Source organism: Agrobacterium sp. 33MFTa1.1 (assembly GCF_004328495.1).
GTDB lineage: Bacteria > Pseudomonadota > Alphaproteobacteria > Rhizobiales > Rhizobiaceae > Agrobacterium > Agrobacterium pusense.
This window is the reverse complement of record NZ_CP036358.1, coordinates 2353239-2370518: the sequence shown is the minus strand read 5'-3', so window position 1 is coordinate 2370518 and position 17280 is coordinate 2353239. Positions and strand designations below refer to the sequence as shown.

14 protein-coding genes are annotated in these 17280 nt (G+C 59.6%); 5 read left to right on the top strand and 9 right to left on the bottom strand.

The genetic code is table 11. The annotated features are described in order from the left end of the window. The first annotated feature begins 70 nt into the window (after nt 1-70). The 3 genes from EYD00_RS11850 (at nt 71) to fdxA (ending at nt 4072) form a co-directional block, all read left to right on the top strand. A complete protein-coding gene (locus EYD00_RS11850; RefSeq protein WP_004444043.1) occupies nt 71-3154 on the top strand; it encodes a helicase-related protein in 3084 nt (1027 codons plus the stop codon). A gap of 4 nt (nt 3155-3158) precedes the next feature. Beyond that, complete coding sequence (locus EYD00_RS11845) at nt 3159-3575, top strand: RNA-binding S4 domain-containing protein (protein ID WP_004444041.1); 417 nt, start codon at nt 3159-3161, stop codon at nt 3573-3575. Nucleotides 3576-3733: 158 nt separating this feature from the next. Beyond that, nucleotides 3734-4072 carry a ferredoxin FdxA gene (gene fdxA, locus EYD00_RS11840; protein WP_004444038.1) on the top strand — a complete coding sequence of 113 codons (339 nt, stop codon included), beginning with the start codon at nt 3734-3736 and terminating at the stop codon, nt 4070-4072. Nucleotides 4073-4136: 64 nt separating this feature from the next. Here fdxA and holA read toward each other — a convergent pair whose 3' ends face one another. From holA to leuS, 3 genes are read right to left on the bottom strand one after another with little or no spacing between them, the layout of a single operon-like run. After that, entirely contained in the window at nt 4137-5174 is a 1038-nt protein-coding gene (holA, locus tag EYD00_RS11835) for a DNA polymerase III subunit delta (RefSeq protein ID WP_004444036.1), read from the bottom strand. A gap of 11 nt (nt 5175-5185) precedes the next feature. Further along, nucleotides 5186-5731, bottom strand: a complete 546-nt coding sequence (gene lptE, locus EYD00_RS11830) for an LPS assembly lipoprotein LptE (protein ID WP_006698300.1) — start codon at nt 5729-5731, stop codon at nt 5186-5188. After that, nucleotides 5724-8354 carry a leucine--tRNA ligase gene (leuS, locus tag EYD00_RS11825; RefSeq protein ID WP_034500045.1) on the bottom strand — a complete coding sequence of 877 codons (2631 nt, stop codon included), beginning with the start codon at nt 8352-8354 and terminating at the stop codon, nt 5724-5726. The genes lptE and leuS overlap by 8 nt, the downstream gene beginning before the upstream one ends. A gap of 191 nt (nt 8355-8545) precedes the next feature. Here leuS and EYD00_RS11820 point away from each other — a divergent pair, with 191 nt between their 5' ends. Further along, the gene (locus tag EYD00_RS11820; protein ID WP_004444031.1) at nt 8546-9205 is read left to right on the top strand and encodes a YggS family pyridoxal phosphate-dependent enzyme; all 660 of its coding nucleotides are present in this window, start codon (nt 8546-8548) and stop codon (nt 9203-9205) included. A 57-nt stretch (nt 9206-9262) separates the two neighbouring features. Here the strand turns inward: EYD00_RS11820 and EYD00_RS11815 are convergent, their stop codons facing one another. Then, nucleotides 9263-9964: a DUF1013 domain-containing protein gene (locus EYD00_RS11815; RefSeq protein WP_004444027.1), complete on the bottom strand. Its 702-nt coding sequence runs from the start codon at nt 9962-9964 to the stop codon at nt 9263-9265. A gap of 230 nt (nt 9965-10194) precedes the next feature. On the opposite strand from EYD00_RS11815, the gene acs reads away from it, so the two are divergent. Then, nucleotides 10195-12147 (top strand): acetate--CoA ligase, encoded by a 1953-nt coding sequence (gene acs / locus EYD00_RS11810; RefSeq protein WP_004444026.1) that lies wholly within the window; start codon nt 10195-10197, stop codon nt 12145-12147. A 101-nt stretch (nt 12148-12248) separates the two neighbouring features. On the opposite strand, the gene EYD00_RS11805 is transcribed toward acs, so the two are convergent. From EYD00_RS11805 to EYD00_RS11785, 5 genes are all read right to left on the bottom strand, one after another. Continuing rightward, the gene (locus EYD00_RS11805; protein ID WP_004444024.1) at nt 12249-13256 is read right to left on the bottom strand and encodes a TRAP transporter substrate-binding protein; all 1008 of its coding nucleotides are present in this window, start codon (nt 13254-13256) and stop codon (nt 12249-12251) included. Between the two features lie 39 nt (nt 13257-13295). Beyond that, nucleotides 13296-14573, bottom strand: a complete 1278-nt coding sequence (locus EYD00_RS11800) for a TRAP transporter large permease (protein ID WP_004444023.1) — start codon at nt 14571-14573, stop codon at nt 13296-13298. Between the two features lie 4 nt (nt 14574-14577). After that, nucleotides 14578-15108, bottom strand: coding sequence for a TRAP transporter small permease (locus tag EYD00_RS11795; RefSeq protein WP_004444021.1), 531 nt, complete (start codon nt 15106-15108; stop codon nt 14578-14580). A gap of 21 nt (nt 15109-15129) precedes the next feature. Continuing rightward, nucleotides 15130-16290 carry a fumarylacetoacetate hydrolase family protein gene (locus tag EYD00_RS11790; protein ID WP_004444019.1) on the bottom strand — a complete coding sequence of 387 codons (1161 nt, stop codon included), beginning with the start codon at nt 16288-16290 and terminating at the stop codon, nt 15130-15132. Nucleotides 16291-16485: 195 nt separating this feature from the next. After that, a complete protein-coding gene (locus tag EYD00_RS11785) occupies nt 16486-17202 on the bottom strand; it encodes a FadR/GntR family transcriptional regulator (RefSeq protein ID WP_004444017.1) in 717 nt (238 codons plus the stop codon). Between the last annotated feature and the right edge of the window lie 78 nt (nt 17203-17280).

Sequence of the window (17280 nt, the reverse complement as noted above, 5' to 3'; positions counted from 1 at the left end):
TACCGTTGATGTGGGTGGCACGCCAAGCAGATGAAGTCGATTCGCGGATAGTACGTTGAATTTTCGCCCCATGATCCTGAGCGGCCGCGGTGTCACGGCCGTTCTCGGCCCCACCAACACCGGCAAGACCCATTACGCGATTGAGCGTATGGTGGCGCATGGCAGCGGTGTCATCGGCCTGCCGCTGCGCCTTTTGGCGCGCGAGGTCTATACCCGTCTGGTCGAAAAGGTGGGGGCGCCCAATGTGGCGCTGATAACCGGCGAAGAAAAAATCTCACCCCCAAAAGCCAAGTATTCCGTTTGCACAGTGGAAGCCATGCCGCGCGAAACGACGGCCGCCTTCGTTGCAATCGATGAGGTGCAGCTGGCAGGCGATCTCGAACGCGGGCATATCTTTACCGACCGGGTTCTGCATCTGCGCGGTCGGGAGGAAACGCTGCTGCTGGGGGCGGGCACGATGCGCCCGATCCTCGAAAAGCTGCTGCCGGGAATTACCGTGGTGGAGCGACCGCGTCTGTCGCAGCTTTTTTATGCCGGCCAGAAGAAGATAACCCGCCTGCCGCAGCGCACGGCGATTGTCGCTTTTTCCGCCGATGAGGTCTATGCCATTGCCGAACTGGTGCGCCGCCAGCGGGGCGGCGCGGCCGTTGTGCTAGGCGCGCTTTCGCCCCGCACGCGCAATGCGCAGGTGGGTCTCTATCAGTCCGGCGATGTCGAATATCTGGTCGCGACGGACGCTATCGGCATGGGCCTTAACCTCGATGTCGATCACGTCGCTTTCGCGCAGGACCGAAAATTCGACGGTTATCAATTCCGCAATCTCAATCCGGGCGAAATCGGCCAGATCGCCGGCCGCGCCGGCCGCCATCTTCGTGACGGCACCTTCGGGGTGACAGGCCGTGTCGACCCGTTCGATGACGAACTGGTGGAGCGGATCGAGACGCATCAGTTCGATGCGGTGAAGGTGTTGCAGTGGCGGACGAAAAACTTCGATTTTTCCTCTATCGCCAATCTGCGTGCGAGCCTTGACGCTGCGCCGGCGATCCAGGGGCTTTCGCGCGCCCTGCCGGCCATCGACCAGCAGGCGCTGGAGTATCTGTCCCGTTATCCCGAAATCATCGACGTGACGACGACCGATGCACGGGTGGAAAAGCTCTGGGAGGCCTGCGCGCTTCCGGACTATCGCCGTATCGCCCCGGCGCAGCATGCGGATCTGATCTCCACGCTCTATTTCGACCTCGTCAAGCGCGGGACGGTGAACGAGGATTTCATGGCCGAACAGGTGCGTCGCGCCGACCGCACGGATGGAGAGATCGATACCTTGTCTGCGAGGATTGCGCAGATCAGAACATGGACTTATGTATCGAACCGCCCAGGATGGCTTGCCGATCCGACACACTGGCAAGAAAAGACTCGGGAAATCGAGGATCGATTGTCCGATGCGCTACATGAAAGGTTGACGAAACGCTTTGTTGATCGCAGGACATCTGTGCTCATGAGGCGCCTGAGAGAGAATGCGATGCTTGAAGCTGAAATCAGTGTAAATGGTGATGTCTTCGTAGAAGGTCATCACGTCGGCCAATTGGCCGGGTTCCGGTTCACGCCGGTGCCGGGAATGGAAGGGCCGGATCAGAAGGCCGTGCAGGCTGCGGCGCAGAAGGCGCTCGCGCTCGAATACGAGGCGCGTGCCGCGCGTCTGCACGCCAGTGGAAATGGCGATCTCGCTTTGAGCTCCGATGGTCTGGTTCGCTGGCTGGGCGAGCCGGTTGCCCGTCTTTCGGCCGGCGACAATATCATGAAGCCGCGGGTGATCCTGCTGGCCGACGAGCAGTTGAGCGGTAATGCCCGTGATCACGCGCTCGCGCGGATCGAGCGTTTCGTCAACCACCAGATCGCAACCGTGCTGAAGCCGCTGGATGATATCTCCCGTGCGGAAGACCTTCAGGGTCTCGCAAAGGGTCTCGCTTTCCAGCTGGTCGAAAATCTCGGCGTGCTGTTCCGTCGTGACGTCGCGGAAGACGTGAAGTCGCTGGATCAGGACGCGCGTGCTTCCATGCGGCGTTACGGCGTGCGTTTCGGCGCCTATCATGTCTTTTTGCCTGCGCTCCTGAAGCCTGCTCCGGCAGAACTTGTGACGCTGCTATGGGCCTTGAAGAATGATGGTCTTGGCAAACCGGGTTATGGCGACCTTATTCCCGTGCTGGCTGCAGGCCGCACCTCGGTCGTTACGGATGCCAGCTTCGAGCGCATGTTCTACAAGCTTGCCGGTTTCCGTTTCCTCGGAAAGCGCGCGGTGCGTATCGACATTCTCGAGCGTCTGGCCGATCTCATCCGTCCGCTGCTGCAGTGGAAGCCCGGCCAGCAGCCGCGCCCCGAAGGCGCTTATGATGGCCGTCGTTTCACGACGACGACCGCGATGCTTTCCATTCTCGGCGCAACGCTCGATGACATGGAAGAAATCCTCAAGGGCCTCGGTTACCGTGCCGATCAGGTGACGGCGGAAGAGGCGCAGGCCTTCCTCGCCAGCCAGGCAGGCGCCACTGTGCCGGCTGCCCCGGAAACGACGGCGGGCGAAGAGGATAGCGCTGAGACCGAGCAGGACGAGCCGGCTTCCGAAGAGCAGGCCTCCGAAGCGGTTGCTGTTGTGGAAGGCGACGTTACCGAGGCGCCCGTCGCGGAAGCCGCCGGTGAAGAGGCTGCTGCAAATGAAGCGGCTCCGGCGGAAAGCGGTGAGGCCGCCGAGCCGAAGCCCGTGCTTCTGTGGCGTCCGGGTGGCCGCAATGAAAACCAGCGTGGTGAAAACCGTCGTCCCGGCAATCGTGGCCAGGGTCGTGAGCAGACAGCGCGCGAGCAAGGCGAGCGACGCGGCGAAGGCCGCCGTGACAATCGCGACGGGGCAAATCGCGATGCAGCCAATCGTGGCGGCGAGGGCGAGCGCAAGCGTGACGGCGGCCGTCCCGATCGAGGCAACAACCGCAATAATGATCGTCATGATCGTGGCGAGCGCAAGGACAGGCCGGAGCGCAGCGACCGTGGCGGAAAGCCGCAGGGCCAGCAGCGTTTCGAGGCCAAGCCACCGCGCAAGGAAAAGCCGCTGGACCCGGATTCGCCTTTCGCAAAGCTCGCTGCCCTCAAGGAGCAGCTGAAGAAGTAAGCCTATGGGAAACAGCGAGCAGCCACTGGAAAGCACGCGTCAGCGTCTAGACAAGTGGCTGTTCTTTGCCCGCATGGCTAAATCCCGTTCGCTCGCCCAGAGCTACGTTCAGTCGGGACAGGTGAAGATCAATGGCGTCGTCGTCCGCCAGCCCAGTCATGCGGTGAAGCCCGGCGACAGGCTGGAAATAAGCTTCGAGCGGATGGACAGGGTCGTGGTGGTGAAGTCGGGCGGGACGCGGCGCGGCCCCTATGAAGAAGCCAGACTTCTCTATGACGATCAGACGCCGCCAAAGGAGCCTTCCGACAGGCTGACACTCCTTGAGCAGGCAATGCGCCAGCCGGGCAGCGGACGCCCGACGAAAAAGGAGCGCAGAGCGCTCGACAGGTTTCTGTCCGACAGCGACGGCAGTACAGATTAGAATAAACCTCCAAGTCAGCACCGTTTTTCAGAATTGTTTATCCTTGCTATCTGCAGGCAAAGGCATTACGTCACTTGCGAAATTGCCCTGTCTGAATTCCGGGCGACGGCTTGTGTTCCGAAGCCCAAAGACCCGGCCTGCATATTCTGGAGTTCATCATGACATATGTCGTGACCGACAATTGCATCCGCTGCAAATATACCGATTGCGTTGAGGTCTGCCCTGTCGACTGCTTTTACGAGGGCGAAAATTTCCTCGCCATCAATCCCGACGAATGCATCGACTGTGGTGTGTGCGAACCGGAATGTCCTGCCGAGGCCATCAAACCCGATACGGAGCCGGGTCTCGACAAGTGGCTGAAGCTCAATGCGGAATATGCCGCGATCTGGCCGAACATCACCATCAAGCGCGACCCGATGCCGGAAGCCAAGGAAATGGATGGTGTCGAAGGCAAGCTGGAGCTTTATTTCTCTGCTGAGCCCGGCAAGGGCGACTGACCGCAGATTTGCGACGGTCTTGCACCAACATGTGAAAAGCCCTCGTCTGCACGAGGGCTTTTGTTTATCCGCCGCGGCCGGATTGCAGCGTGGTGGATAATAGTGTCAGTAGGGCCACGCTTTCCTCCAGACTTTGGCGCTGGCGGCTTTGCAGGATGGCCGCCTGTAGTCGGTTCATCTCGCGGGCGATCGCCGCTGGCTGCCATGTGCGCAGCGCTCTTTCGATGACCGGTTTCCGGCGAAAATGGATATGACGTCCGAGCGTCTGCATGACCTGACCGGCCTGCTGCTTTTTCTCGTCCATCTCGGCGCGCATCTGATCGAGCAGCTGGAATTGCTTGAGGCACCCCTGAAGCACGAGGAAGATCGGCGTCTTGGAAGAAATGATCTTCTGGGTGGCATGGAAAAACGCGTTTCTGTCACCCTTCAGGATGGCGTCAACGGCGTCATCGGCTGAAACCGTACTGGCATCACCGATGATGGCCAGGACATCGTCTTCCTCGATTACCTCTGCGCCGCGGCAATAAAGTGCCAGCTTGCGGATTTCGTTTCGTGAAGCGATACGGTCGCCCCCCAGCGATTCGATAAGCCGTTGCCGCGCGGCAGGCGCGATACGCAAATTGTCGCCCGAAAGTTCCTGGTCTATCAACGCGTTCAGTGCGCGCGCATCGTCCGCGTAACAGGGAATGGCTGCGATGGATCGAGCCGGTTCCGCGATCTTGCGCAGCCCCGTGCCCTTCTTGATGTCACCTGCTTCGATGATGAGAAAGCTCGCTTCCGGCGGCGTTTCCGCCAGAATCTGGAGGGCATCCACCAACGCCTTTTCAGCTGACGCGCCCTTGACCCAGACAAGTTTCTCGCCGCCGAAAAGACCAATGGCGTTCACCTCGTCCAGCAAACGCCCCGGGTCGCCCTGGAGATCGGACGCAGTCAATTTCAGCGACGCAAAAGCGTCGTCGGGATCTATCCCCGTCTTTTTGGCGATGAGGGTTGCGCGTTCTGATACGAGACCACGATCCGGCCCGTAGAGTACGAAAACGCGAAAGCGCTCCGCCGGATTCTCGGCGAAGCGCTCAAATTCATGGGACTTTATCTCCGCCACGGCCGCCGCTCTCAGCGGCCGAGGGTGGCGGCGATGTCGGTGCGGATGATTTCGGCAAGTTCGCGCGCCGCACGGTTTTCGGCGTCGCGGGTCGCCCGGATCTTGGCGAATTCCTGCTGTGGCAGATCCACCTGCGCCGTCACGCTGCGGCGTGCGGAGCGCAGAATCTGACCGTCGGAAATGCGCGTCAGCACGTATTGGCCGCTCATGATGACACGGCCTGGATACGGCCCGTCGTAATTGTTGTTCGTCCGTGTGGTTAGGTCGTAATTCTGCACCTCTGTCGAGGAAGCGCTCGAGCTGACCGAAACCTTGACGTTATATTGCGCCGTCGTCGGCTGCCCAGCGCCGCCAGCCAGAAGGAAGATTAGCTGGTTGCGAACTTCCTGTCCAACTCTGCCACCGATATCGGAGACGCTGACGGCCGCCAACCTTTCCTTGGTCCCGGAAGCCTCGCCATAGAGCGGGCGCACCTGGCAGCCCGCCAGAAGACCAGCCATCATCACGACGGAAATTGCTGCCGCGACGCGGCTCCATCTCGAAAAAACGTCAGACAACAATGTTCACAATCCTCTGCGGAACCACGATGACTTTCTTGGGCTCGCCGCCGGCAAGAAGAGATTTGACGGCATCCAGAGCAAGGGCAGCCGCGCGGACCGCATCTTGATCCGCATCGCGCGCGATTGTCAATTCGCCGCGCTTCTTGCCATTGACCTGCACGGGCATGACCACGTCGTTTTCCTCGACCAGCGAAGGCACGAAGGTCGGCCATGACGCCCCAGCCACCAGGCCTTCATTGCCCAGCGCCGCCCAGCATTCTTCCGCCAGGTGTGGCGTCATGGGGGCGATGATGCGGATCAGGATTTCGACGGCGTCACGCGCTGCTGCCTTGACGTCGTCGGATTTGCCGCCCGCAGCGACATCCGCAAGCGGACCGGCGAGCGCGTTGACCAGTTCATAGATGCGGGCAATGGCCTTGTTGAAGGCGAGCTTGTCCAGATCTTCCTGAACAGCCTTCAGCGTCTTGTGGGCCGCCTTGGAGGCCGCCAGCCCTTCACCCTCGGTTGCAGGCTTCGGCCTGACGGATTTCAGCTCCTCGGCAGCTTCACCGATGATGCGCCAGACGCGTTGTACGAAGCGGTTCGCGCCCTCGACGCCCGATTCGGACCAAATCACATCACGATCCGGCGGCGAGTCCGACAGGACGAAAAAGCGTGCGGTATCGGCGCCGTACGATGCGATGATATCATCAGGATCGACCACGTTCTTTTTCGACTTCGACATCTTCTCGATCGAGCCGATCTTCACCTCTTCACCGGATGACAGCAGGAAGGCGCGGCGTGTGCCGTCGGTTTCCTCAATCCGCAGATCTGCAGGTGGCACCCATTCGCGTGCAGTGCCTTCACCACGGCTGTAGGTCTCATGAACCACCATGCCCTGGGTGAACAGACCCTTGAACGGCTCCTTGACATCGACATGACCTGTTTCGCGCATCGCACGGGTGAAGAAGCGCGAATAGAGCAGGTGCAGGATCGCGTGCTCGATGCCGCCGATATACTGATCCACAGGCAGCCAGTGGTTGGCGACCTTCGGGTCGGTCGGTGCGTCTTCCCAGGGTGCCGTGAAGCGCGTGTAATACCAGCTGGAATCGACGAAGGTGTCCATCGTGTCGGTTTCACGACGCGCGTCATGGCCGCATTGCGGGCAGGCGACGTGACGCCAGGTCGGATGCCGGTCCAGCGGGTTGCCGGGCACGTCGAAGGTCACATCGTCGGGCAGCTTGACGGGCAGGTCCTTTTTCGGGACCGGCACGACGCCGCAGACTTCGCAATGAATGACCGGGATCGGGCAGCCCCAGTAACGCTGGCGGGAAATGCCCCAGTCGCGCAGACGGAAATTGACCTTGCGCTCGGCCTGAGGCGCGTTGTCCAGCGTCTGCGCCGACAGCTTCTGCACGACTGCCTCGAAGGCATCCGTCGTTTTCATGCCATTCAGGAAGCCGGAGTTAATCATCACGCCGTCGTCGGTGTAGGCGGTGTCATCGACCGTGAAGCTTTCCGCATCCGGGCCCTCAGGGGCGACGACCGCCACGACCGGCAGGCCGTATTTGCGGGCGAAGTCCAGGTCGCGCTGGTCGCCGGAAGGGCAACCGAAGATCGCGCCGGTACCGTAATCCATCAACACGAAATTGGCGACGTAGACCGGCAGTTCCCAGGTCGGATCCAGCGGATGGACGACTTTGACGCCGGTATCGATGCCTTTCTTTTCAGCCGTTTCCAGCGCGGCCAGAGAGGTTCCATGGCGGCGGCATTCATCGCAGAATTCGGCGATCGCAGGATTTTTTTCCGACAGTTCTTTCGCCAGCGGATGGTCGGCGGCAATGGCCAGGAAGGAGGCGCCGAACAGCGTGTCGGGGCGTGTGGTGTAAACCGTGATGTCAGAGAAGCCTTCCGGTGCCGTGTCAGCAACAGTCTGCCAGCGCAGCGACAGGCCTTCGGAACGGCCGATCCAGTTCTTCTGCATCAGGCGCACTTTTTCCGGCCACTGATCCAGCGTGTCCAGCTCGTCCAGCAGGTCCTGGCTGAAATCGGTGATGCGGAAGAACCATTGCGTCAGCTCGCGCTGTTCGACCAGCGCACCGGAGCGCCAGCCGCGGCCGTCGATGACCTGCTCATTGGCCAGAACGGTATGGTCGACCGGGTCCCAGTTGACCTTCGACTGCTTGCGGTAGACCAGACCCTTTTCCATGAAGTCAACGAACAGTGCCTGCTGGCGATGATAATATTCCACATCGCAGGTCGCGAATTCGCGGGTCCAGTCCAAGGACAGGCCCATGGATTTCAGCTGACCGCGCATGGTGGCGATGTTCTGGTAGGTCCAATCTTTCGGGTGAACCTTGTTCTGCATGGCGGCGTTTTCGGCCGGCATGCCGAAGGCGTCCCAACCCATCGGGTGCAAGACGTTGAAACCGCGGGCGCGCTTGTAGCGGGCGACGACGTCGCCCATGGCATAGTTGCGGACATGGCCCATGTGGATGCGACCCGACGGATAGGGGAACATCTCCAGAACGTAATATTTCTCACGCGGATCGCTGTTGTCTGTCACGAAGACCTTGTCTTCGTTCCATTTTTGCTGCCAGCGCGGCTCGGCGTCGCGAGGATTGTAACGTTCGATGGCCATTGTCTAAAATTCCGGGTATCGAGGGGAAAAATGTGCGCTGACCTTCACCATGAAACGACCGGGGCGTCAAGTTTGGCGGGGCGTTCGGCGGTGCAATCTTGGCCAGCGTGCCTCAAATGGTGCTAAAGGCGCTTGGCATCAAGGGATTCGGCGTCTAGTTAGCGGTTCGAACGGTTAAAAAAGGTCTTGTGATGGAAATCGAAGCACGACTTCAGGATGTCAGGCAGCGCATTGCGGATGTGGCGGAAAAATCCAACCGCAAGGCGGCAGATGTTGCCCTCGTCGCGGTATCGAAGACCTTCGAAGCGGAGGCGATCCAGCCGGTCATCGATGCCGGCCAGCGCGTGTTCGGAGAGAACCGCGTGCAGGAGGCGCAGGGCAAGTGGCCGGCGCTGAAAGAGAAGACTGATGGCATAGAACTGCATCTGATCGGCCCATTGCAGTCCAACAAGGCTGCGGACGCCGTGGCATTATTTGACGTCGTCGAAAGCGTCGACCGCGAAAAGATCGCCCGTGCGCTTGCCGAGGAATGCGGCAAACAGGGCCGCAAACTTCGTTTTTATGTGCAGGTCAATACCGGGCTTGAGCCGCAAAAGGCGGGCATCGATCCGCGTGAGACCATCGCTTTCGTGGCATTTTGCCGGGACGAGTTGAAATTGTTGGTCGAGGGGCTGATGTGCATTCCGCCGGCAGATGAAAATCCTGGTCCGCATTTTGCGCTGCTGGCGAAGCTTGCCAAGCAATGTGGCCTGGAAAAACTCTCCATGGGCATGTCCGGGGATTTCGAAACGGCCGTCGAATTCGGCGCGACCAGTGTTCGTGTGGGCTCGGCGATCTTCGGCACGCGATAAGGCCATAAACAAAAAACCCGGCGCTGAGGCCGGGTTTCAAGCATTCGAAAACGTCGATCAGTACTGATCGTCCTCGTCTTCGTCCTTCTGCGTGGATTTCAGCGAGGAGAGCTTCTTGAAGACCGCATCGGCGTCGATCTGTTCGTCTTCTTCGCGCTGGAAGTTGTAATCCAGGCCTTCCGTTGCCGTCGCCGGCTGCAATGTGTTGTCCAGCTCTTCGGCGGTCGGCAGCGGACGGCCACGCGAGGCGCGTTCAACTTCGAGGTCGAGATCGATCTGGCTGCAGAGGCCGAGTGTGACCGGGTCCATCGGCGTCAGGTTTGCCGAGTTCCAGTGGGTGCGGTCGCGGATTTGCTCAATGGTCGACTTCGTGGTGCCGACGAGACGCGAAATCTGCGCATCCTTCAGTTCCGGGTGGTTGCGAACGAGCCAGAGAATGGCGTTCGGACGGTCCTGACGCTTGGAAACCGGCGTGTAGCGCGGGCCGCGACGCTTGGATTCCGGCACGCGCACCTTCGGCTCGGAAAGCTTCAGCTTGTGGTTCGGGTTGCCTTCGGCGCGGGCGATTTCATCGCGGGAAAGCTGTCCGGTGGCGATCGGGTCGAGGCCCTTGATGCCCTGCGCGGCTTCACCGTCGGCAATTGCCTTGACTTCAAGCGGGTGCAGTTTGCAGAACGTGGCGATCTGATCGAACGACAGCGCGGTGTTGTCAACCAGCCATACAGCCGTTGCCTTTGGCATGAGCAATTGTTGAGCCATAGATACAGTCCTTCTGTCCGTCCGCGCCGGTGTCGCGGGCGTGGTATCAACCACTGATTTCCGGGATATTGCCGCTCTATAACCGGATTGCATCATAATTGCAATTCTTTGCGAAACAAATGACCTTTGTCTAATTGCCGTGTGCAATTGACCTGCTATGAATTCAACACATGCCTGAGGTGGGAGTCTCGGGCCGCGTCAGAAGCCATACCCGGTTCCAGGAGGAGTTCATGTCTGCCAAAATCTACCCGGTGCTCAAGTCGGCGAAAGCCCGCACGCTCATCGACAATGAGCGTTACCAGAAATGGTACCAGGAGAGCGTCGAGGATCCAGAAAAATTCTGGGACAAGCATGGCCGTCGGATCGACTGGTTCAAGCCTTACACCAAGGTCAAGAATACGTCCTTCAAGGGCAGGGTGCCAATCAAGTGGTTCGAGGACGGCCTCACCAACGTCTCCTACAACTGTATTGACCGGCATCTGAAGACGCATGGCGAGCGCACCGCGATCATCTGGGAAGGCGATAACCCCTATATCGACAAGAAGATCACCTATAACCAGCTTTATGATTACGTCTGCCGTCTGGCGAATGTGCTGAAGAAGCACGGCGTCAAGAAGGGCGACCGCGTCACCATCTATATGCCGATGATACCGGAGGCAGCCTATGCGATGCTCGCCTGTGCGCGCATCGGGGCGATCCATTCGGTCGTTTTCGGCGGTTTCTCGCCGGAAGCGCTGGCGGGCCGCATCGTTGACTGCCAGTCGACCTTCGTCATTACCTGCGATGAAGGTGTGCGCGGCGGCAAGCCGATACCGCTGAAAGAAAATACCGACAAGGCGATCGATATCGCCGCCAAGCAATATGTCATTGTCAACAAGGTTCTGGTCGTTCGCCGAACCGGCGGCAAGACCGGCTGGGCGCCGGGCCGCGACATCTGGTACCACCAGGAAATCGCCACGGTGAAACCGGATTGCCCGCCTGTGAAGATGCGCGCGGAAGATCCGCTGTTCATCCTCTATACGTCGGGCTCTACCGGCAAGCCAAAGGGCGTGCTGCACACCACGGGCGGCTACCTCGTCTATACGTCGATGACGCATGAATATGTCTTCGATTACAAGGATGGCGAGGTCTACTGGTGTACGGCCGATGTCGGCTGGGTCACGGGACACTCTTATATAGTCTATGGACCGCTGGCCAATTGCGCGACGACGCTGATGTTCGAAGGTGTTCCCAATTTTCCGGATCAGGGCCGTTTCTGGGAAGTCATCGACAAGCACAAGGTCAACATCTTCTACACGGCGCCGACAGCGCTCAGATCGCTGATGGGTGCGGGTGACCAGTTCGTCCAGCGCTCGTCGCGCTCCAGCATCCGTCTTCTCGGCACCGTGGGCGAGCCGATCAACCCGGAAGCATGGGAGTGGTATTACCATGTTGTCGGTGAGGACAAGAGCCCGATCGTCGATACATGGTGGCAGACGGAAACCGGCGGCATTCTCATCTCGCCGCTGCCGGGTGCGACCGATCTGAAACCCGGCTCGGCGACAAGGCCGTTCTTCGGTGTGCAGCCGCAGCTTGTCGATGCCGAAGGCAATGTGCTGGAGGGGCCGGCAGACGGCAATCTCTGCATCATCGACAGCTGGCCGGGCCAGTCGCGCTCCGTCTATGGCGATCATCAGCGCTTCATCGACACCTACTTCTCCACCTACAAGGGCAAGTATTTCACCGGTGATGGCTGCCGGCGCGATGAGGATGGTTATTACTGGATCACCGGCCGCGTCGATGACGTGCTGAACGTTTCCGGTCATCGTCTTGGCACGGCCGAGGTGGAATCGGCGCTGGTGTCGCATCATCAGGTTTCGGAAGCGGCCGTGGTCGGTTATCCGCATCCGATCAAGGGGCAGGGCATCTATTGTTATGTCACGCTGATGGCAGGCCAGAACGGCGACTATGCGCTGCGCGAAGAGCTGGTAAAACACGTGCGCAACGAGATCGGACCGGTTGCGACACCCGATAAGATCCAGTTCGCGCCCGGCCTGCCGAAGACCCGTTCCGGCAAGATCATGCGGCGCATCCTGCGCAAGATCGCCGAGGATGATTTTGGTGCGCTGGGAGATACGTCGACGCTCGCTGATCCTGCTGTCGTCGAGGACCTCATCGCCAACCGGCAAAACCGCACGGCGTGAACTGAGAGGCTGCTTCGGCAGCCTTTTTCTATTGACTGTCCTCACAAACAAAAACACCCGGAGGCGAACCTCCGGGTGTTTTTCATCGTAGGCTGTAACGCTTACTGGCCGCGGATCTTCTTGAGGTCCGCCAGAACGGCGTCAACGACGTCGGCGCCGATTTCAGCCTTGTGCTTTTCGTAAACGACCATCGACTTTTCGCGGATACGCGCCTGCTCTTCGGCAGACAGCGAGTTCACCTCGAGGCCGGCAGCCTTGATCTTTTCCAGCGACTTCTGGTTCAGTTCGCGGATGACCTTGCGCTCTTCGTCACGACCCACGACTGCGCATTCGCGCAGGGCTGCCTGTTCTTCCGGCGTGTAGCTGTCGAAGATCGGCTTGGAGAAGAGGAAGAGGAACGGCGTGTAAGCGTGGTTCGTCTCCGTGATGTACTTCTGCACCTCGTAGAACTTCGAGGTGTCGATCGTCACATAGGGGTTTTCCTGGGCATCGATCGCGTTGGTCTCAAGCGCCGAGAAGACTTCGCCGAAAGCCATCGGCGTAGCGTTTGCACCGAGGTTCTGGAAGGTGTCGAGGAAGATGTTGTTCTGCATCACGCGGACCTTGAGGCCCGAGAAATCTTCCCACTTGTTGACGGCATGCTTGGAGTTCGACAGGTTGCGGAAGCCGTTTTCCCAGTAAGCGAGGTTTACGAGGCCCTGTTCTTCCAGCTTCTTGTTCATCATGTCGCCGAAGGCGCCGTCCATGACGGCATCGGCTTCCTTGGCATTGGCGAAGAGGAATGGCAGGTCGAAGACGCCCAGCGACGGGATGAGACCGACGAGCGGCGAGGACGACGTGACGACCGCTTCCTGAACGCCGGAGCGCAGGGCCTGTGTCGCCTGAAGGTCACCGCCGAGAGCGCCACCCCAGAATGCCGTCAGTTTCAGCTTGCCGCCGGACTTGTCGTCGAGGCAGGCCTGCATGGCCTTGATGCCGTTGCCGACGGGATGATCCTGGTTGATACCGTTCGAAACGCGGATGTTGCGGCTGTTGAATTCGGCCATTGCCGGCGCTGCCGCGCCGACTGCGAAGGCGATTGCCGTGGTGGTCAGAAGAAGCTTTCTCATAATATCCTCCCTTGGACTGTGGTCGAGAAAAAGTTTCACTTAACGTAGGTACTGCAGAGGCACGAGGACGATGTCCGGGAAAATCACCAGCAGCGCCAGCACGATGGTTTCGGCGACGAGGAAGGGCCAGACACCGATCGTGACCTTGCCGAGCGGGATGCGGCCGACGCCGCTGACGACGTTCAGCACCACGCCAACCGGCGGGGTAATCAGGCCGATGGCGTTGTTGATGATGAAGAGAACACCGAAATAGACCGGGTCGATGCCCGCCTGCTTGATGATGGGCATCAGAACTGGCGTCAGGATCAGGATGGTCGGCGTCAGGTCAAGCGCGGTGCCGACGACGAAGACCAGCACCATGATGACAGCCATCAGCAGCATCGGACGGTCGATCAGCGGCTCGATGTAACCGGCAACTTCGTTCGGAATGTTTGCCGCCGTAATGAGCCATGCGGAGACGAGGGCCGCGCAGACCAGGAACATGATGATCGAGGTGCTCTTCGCGGCGCGCAGCAGCACGTGGAACAGGTCAGCCGGCTTCAGTTCGCGGTAGATCACCATGCCGACGAAAAGCGCATAGGCGGCAGCCACGACGGCGGCTTCCGTCGGCGTCATGATGCCGGCCTTGATACCGCCGAGGATGATGACGGGCATGCCGAGCGCCCAGCCGGCGCGGGCCGTGGCTGTAACGCGTTCCTTGGCCGTGGTTTTCGGCAGCGGCTTGACGTCGTCCTTGCGCACCACGATCAGCCAGGCGACGATCAGTGAGATGCCCATCAGAATACCGGGTACGATACCGGCAAGGAAAAGCTGGGTGATCGAAACGTTAGCGGCGACACCGAAGACGATGAACGCCATGGACGGTGGAATGACCGGGGCGATGATACCGCCGGCTGCGATCAGGCCGCCGGAGCGCGGAATATTGTAACCGGCCTTCGCCATCATCGGGATGAGGATTGCGGCGAGGGCTGCGGTATCGGCTGCGGCCGAACCGGAGATGCTGGCCATGATGATGGCAGCGACGATGGCCACGATGCCGAGGCCGCCCCTGATGTGGCCGACCAGCGCGATCGCAAAGTCGATGATGCGGCGGGACAGGCCGCCGGAATTCATCAGTTCGCCAGCGAGGATGAAGAAGGGGATGGCAAGCAGGGTGAAGGTGTCTGCGCCCGAGATCATGTTCTGCGCGATGATAGCGGTGTTGAACATGCCCATGTACCACATGAGCACGACGCCACAGAACATCAGCGAGAAAGCGACGGGAACGCCAATGGCCATGGCTCCCAGAAGAGAGCCGACAAAAACGAAAAGTGTCATGGTATCAGCGCTCCGAAAGCTGTTCGATCGTCAGGTTCTCGCCCGCAAACTGGGCGATTTCGTCTTCCGTCACGCGGCCCGTCAGAAGGCGGTACAGGCGTTCCAGCGCGATCACGAACATCAGGCCACCCGTGAACATGCCGATGCCATAGACCCAGATCATGGAGAGCTTGGTGACCGGGGCGTGCATGCTGGCGTTGATGCCGGACTGTTTCCAGGTGCCCCAGAAGAAGATGGCGGAACAGGCCAGAATGATGATGTTCGAGATGATCATGCAGACGATGCGGGCGCGGCGCGACAGAAACATCACGAGCGTTTCAATGCCCATATGGCTGTTCTCGCGGAAGGTCAGCACCGCGCCGAGGAAGGTCAGCCACACGAAGAAATAGCGTGACAGCTCTTCCGAGACATTGATGCCGGAATTCATCGTGTAACGCATGACGACGTTGACGAAGACCATGATCGACATGCCGGCAAGCAGCGCGACGAGAATGATTTCGAGAATCCGGTAAAAAAGATTGATGGTCTTTTGCATTTTCCCCTCCCGAAGAAATATCTAGAGCAGCCCTCGTTTCGCCAGGTTGCGCATCAGTGCCGCGGTGCCGAACGTCCATTCCGGGCATTCGTCAGTCGTCGTGACCCAGTTGATCAGCTTACCGAGCTTGGGCGTGGAGATTTCGACACGGTCACCCTTTGAATGGGTGAAGCCGAGACCTGGGCCATGGCGGTCCTTTACCGGCGCGAACATCGTGCCAAGGAAAAAGACTGCGCCGTCAGGATATTGGTGGTTACGGTTCAAGAGCTGCGAAGCGAGGTTTTCCGGCGTGCGGCTGATCGCCTCCATGGGGCTGACGCCCGTCATGGTGAAACCATCCTCTCCTTCGACCAGAAGCGAAATCTGCGCCTTCTTCACATCTTCAATGCTGAAGTTGCCATCGAACAGGCGGATGAACGGGCCGATTGCGCAGGAGGCATTGTTGTCCTTAGCCTTGCTGAGCAGCAGGGCGGAGCGGCCTTCGAAATCGCGCAGGTTGACGTCGTTGCCGAGCGTCGCGCCGACAATGTGACCGTCAGAGGTGATGGCCAATACCACTTCCGGCTCAGGGTTGTTCCACTGCGATTTGGGATGGACGCCGATCAGGGCACCGCAGCCGACGGAGGCCATGGCCTGCGCCTTGGAGAAGATTTCCGCATCCGGGCCGATGCCCACTTCCAGATATTGCGACCAGAGGCCCATTTCCTGGAGCAGTTTTTTCACCTCGGCGGCTTTTTCTGAGCCGGCCTCAAGTCCCTTGAGATTGTCGCCAAGAACAGGCGCCAGCCGTCCGCGAATTTCCTGCGCACGCAGCGGATCGCCCTTGGCCTGTTCCTCGATCACGCGTTCCAGCATGCTGTCGGCGAAGGTGACACCTGCAGCCTTGACGGCCTGAATATCGTTGGGAGCGAGGAGATCGCCAGCTGAGCCGTCCAGAAACGCGTCCAGCGCGCCTAAGGCGACGAAAGTACCGGTGTCCTTGAGCTGCTCCACCAGGTCGGTCTTCTCCAGAAGCTCTGACATGGTTGGAGAAACAGACGTGAGGTCATAAAGCACGCCATCCTTGAGGAGGACGGGGCAGGGGCCGCCTTCGCTTTTCGACCAGACGCGGCCGACGAGCAAAGCGTTTTCATAATCCTCAGGCAAAATTGCGGTAGCGTCGATCGACCTTACGCCGGCCATGTATATCCTCCCCTTTCAGACTTCCGACAGGCCGCCTCCTGCGGTCTTATTGTCTGGATGTCTGACAACCTAATCTTATTCTTCTTAGTATGACTTTTCGAGCGAGTCTAGCGGTCTCACGGACAAATTTATCATGTATCGCTCATGAAGCGCGGAAACCTGTCCTATAGCTTGACTGCCAGTGACTTTTTCCAGTCAAAATATATCCAGCTCCAGATTGACGCGGCTCGCCGCACCAATCAGATGCTTGCGCATCGCGCTCTTGGCCGCGGGCGCATCAGCTTTTTCCACGGCCTCGTAAATTGCCACATGTTCGGCAATCGTTACCTCGAGAATTTCCCCAAAAACCGCCCGGGAGAAAGCGATGTTGATGGCGGAACTGATGCGCTCCGCAATGAAGCCGAGGAACATCAGGAAATATTCGTTTTGTGTGGCCTCAGCCAGAATACGGTGGAAGTCCAGATCGGCGGCAACGCCTTCCGTCGACCAATCGTCGGCGGTTTTCATCTTTTCCAGTGCCGCGGCCAGTCGCGCCAACTGCTGCGGGCTGCGATGCAATGCCGCCAGCCCTGCTGCTTCTATTTCCAGCGGCATGCGAAGCTGGAAAAGATCGCGGAAGTTCTCCGGATCGTTCAGCCGGGAGCGCTCGATACGGATGGACAGTCTCTGCCGGGGATCGGTGACGAATGCGCCCACGCCCTGCCGGGTTTCGACGAAACCTTCATTGCGCAATTGTGCTATCGCCTCGCGGATGACAGAGCGGCTCACCCCGAAGGTTTTTGCCAGCACATGTTCAGTCGGCAGCCTGTCGCCCGGCCCGAGTTTCGAATCGTTGATCTCGCGTGCGATCTCTGCGGCGATGCGGCCGGGGAGATGGTCATTGCGATGTATCTGATTGAACTCCAGCGTCATGGTTGCTCCCGTTCCACAGAAACGATTGGTTCGTTTTTCCCGCTGCAGACGACTTCCTCCTTCGCCGTCAGCGGGGTT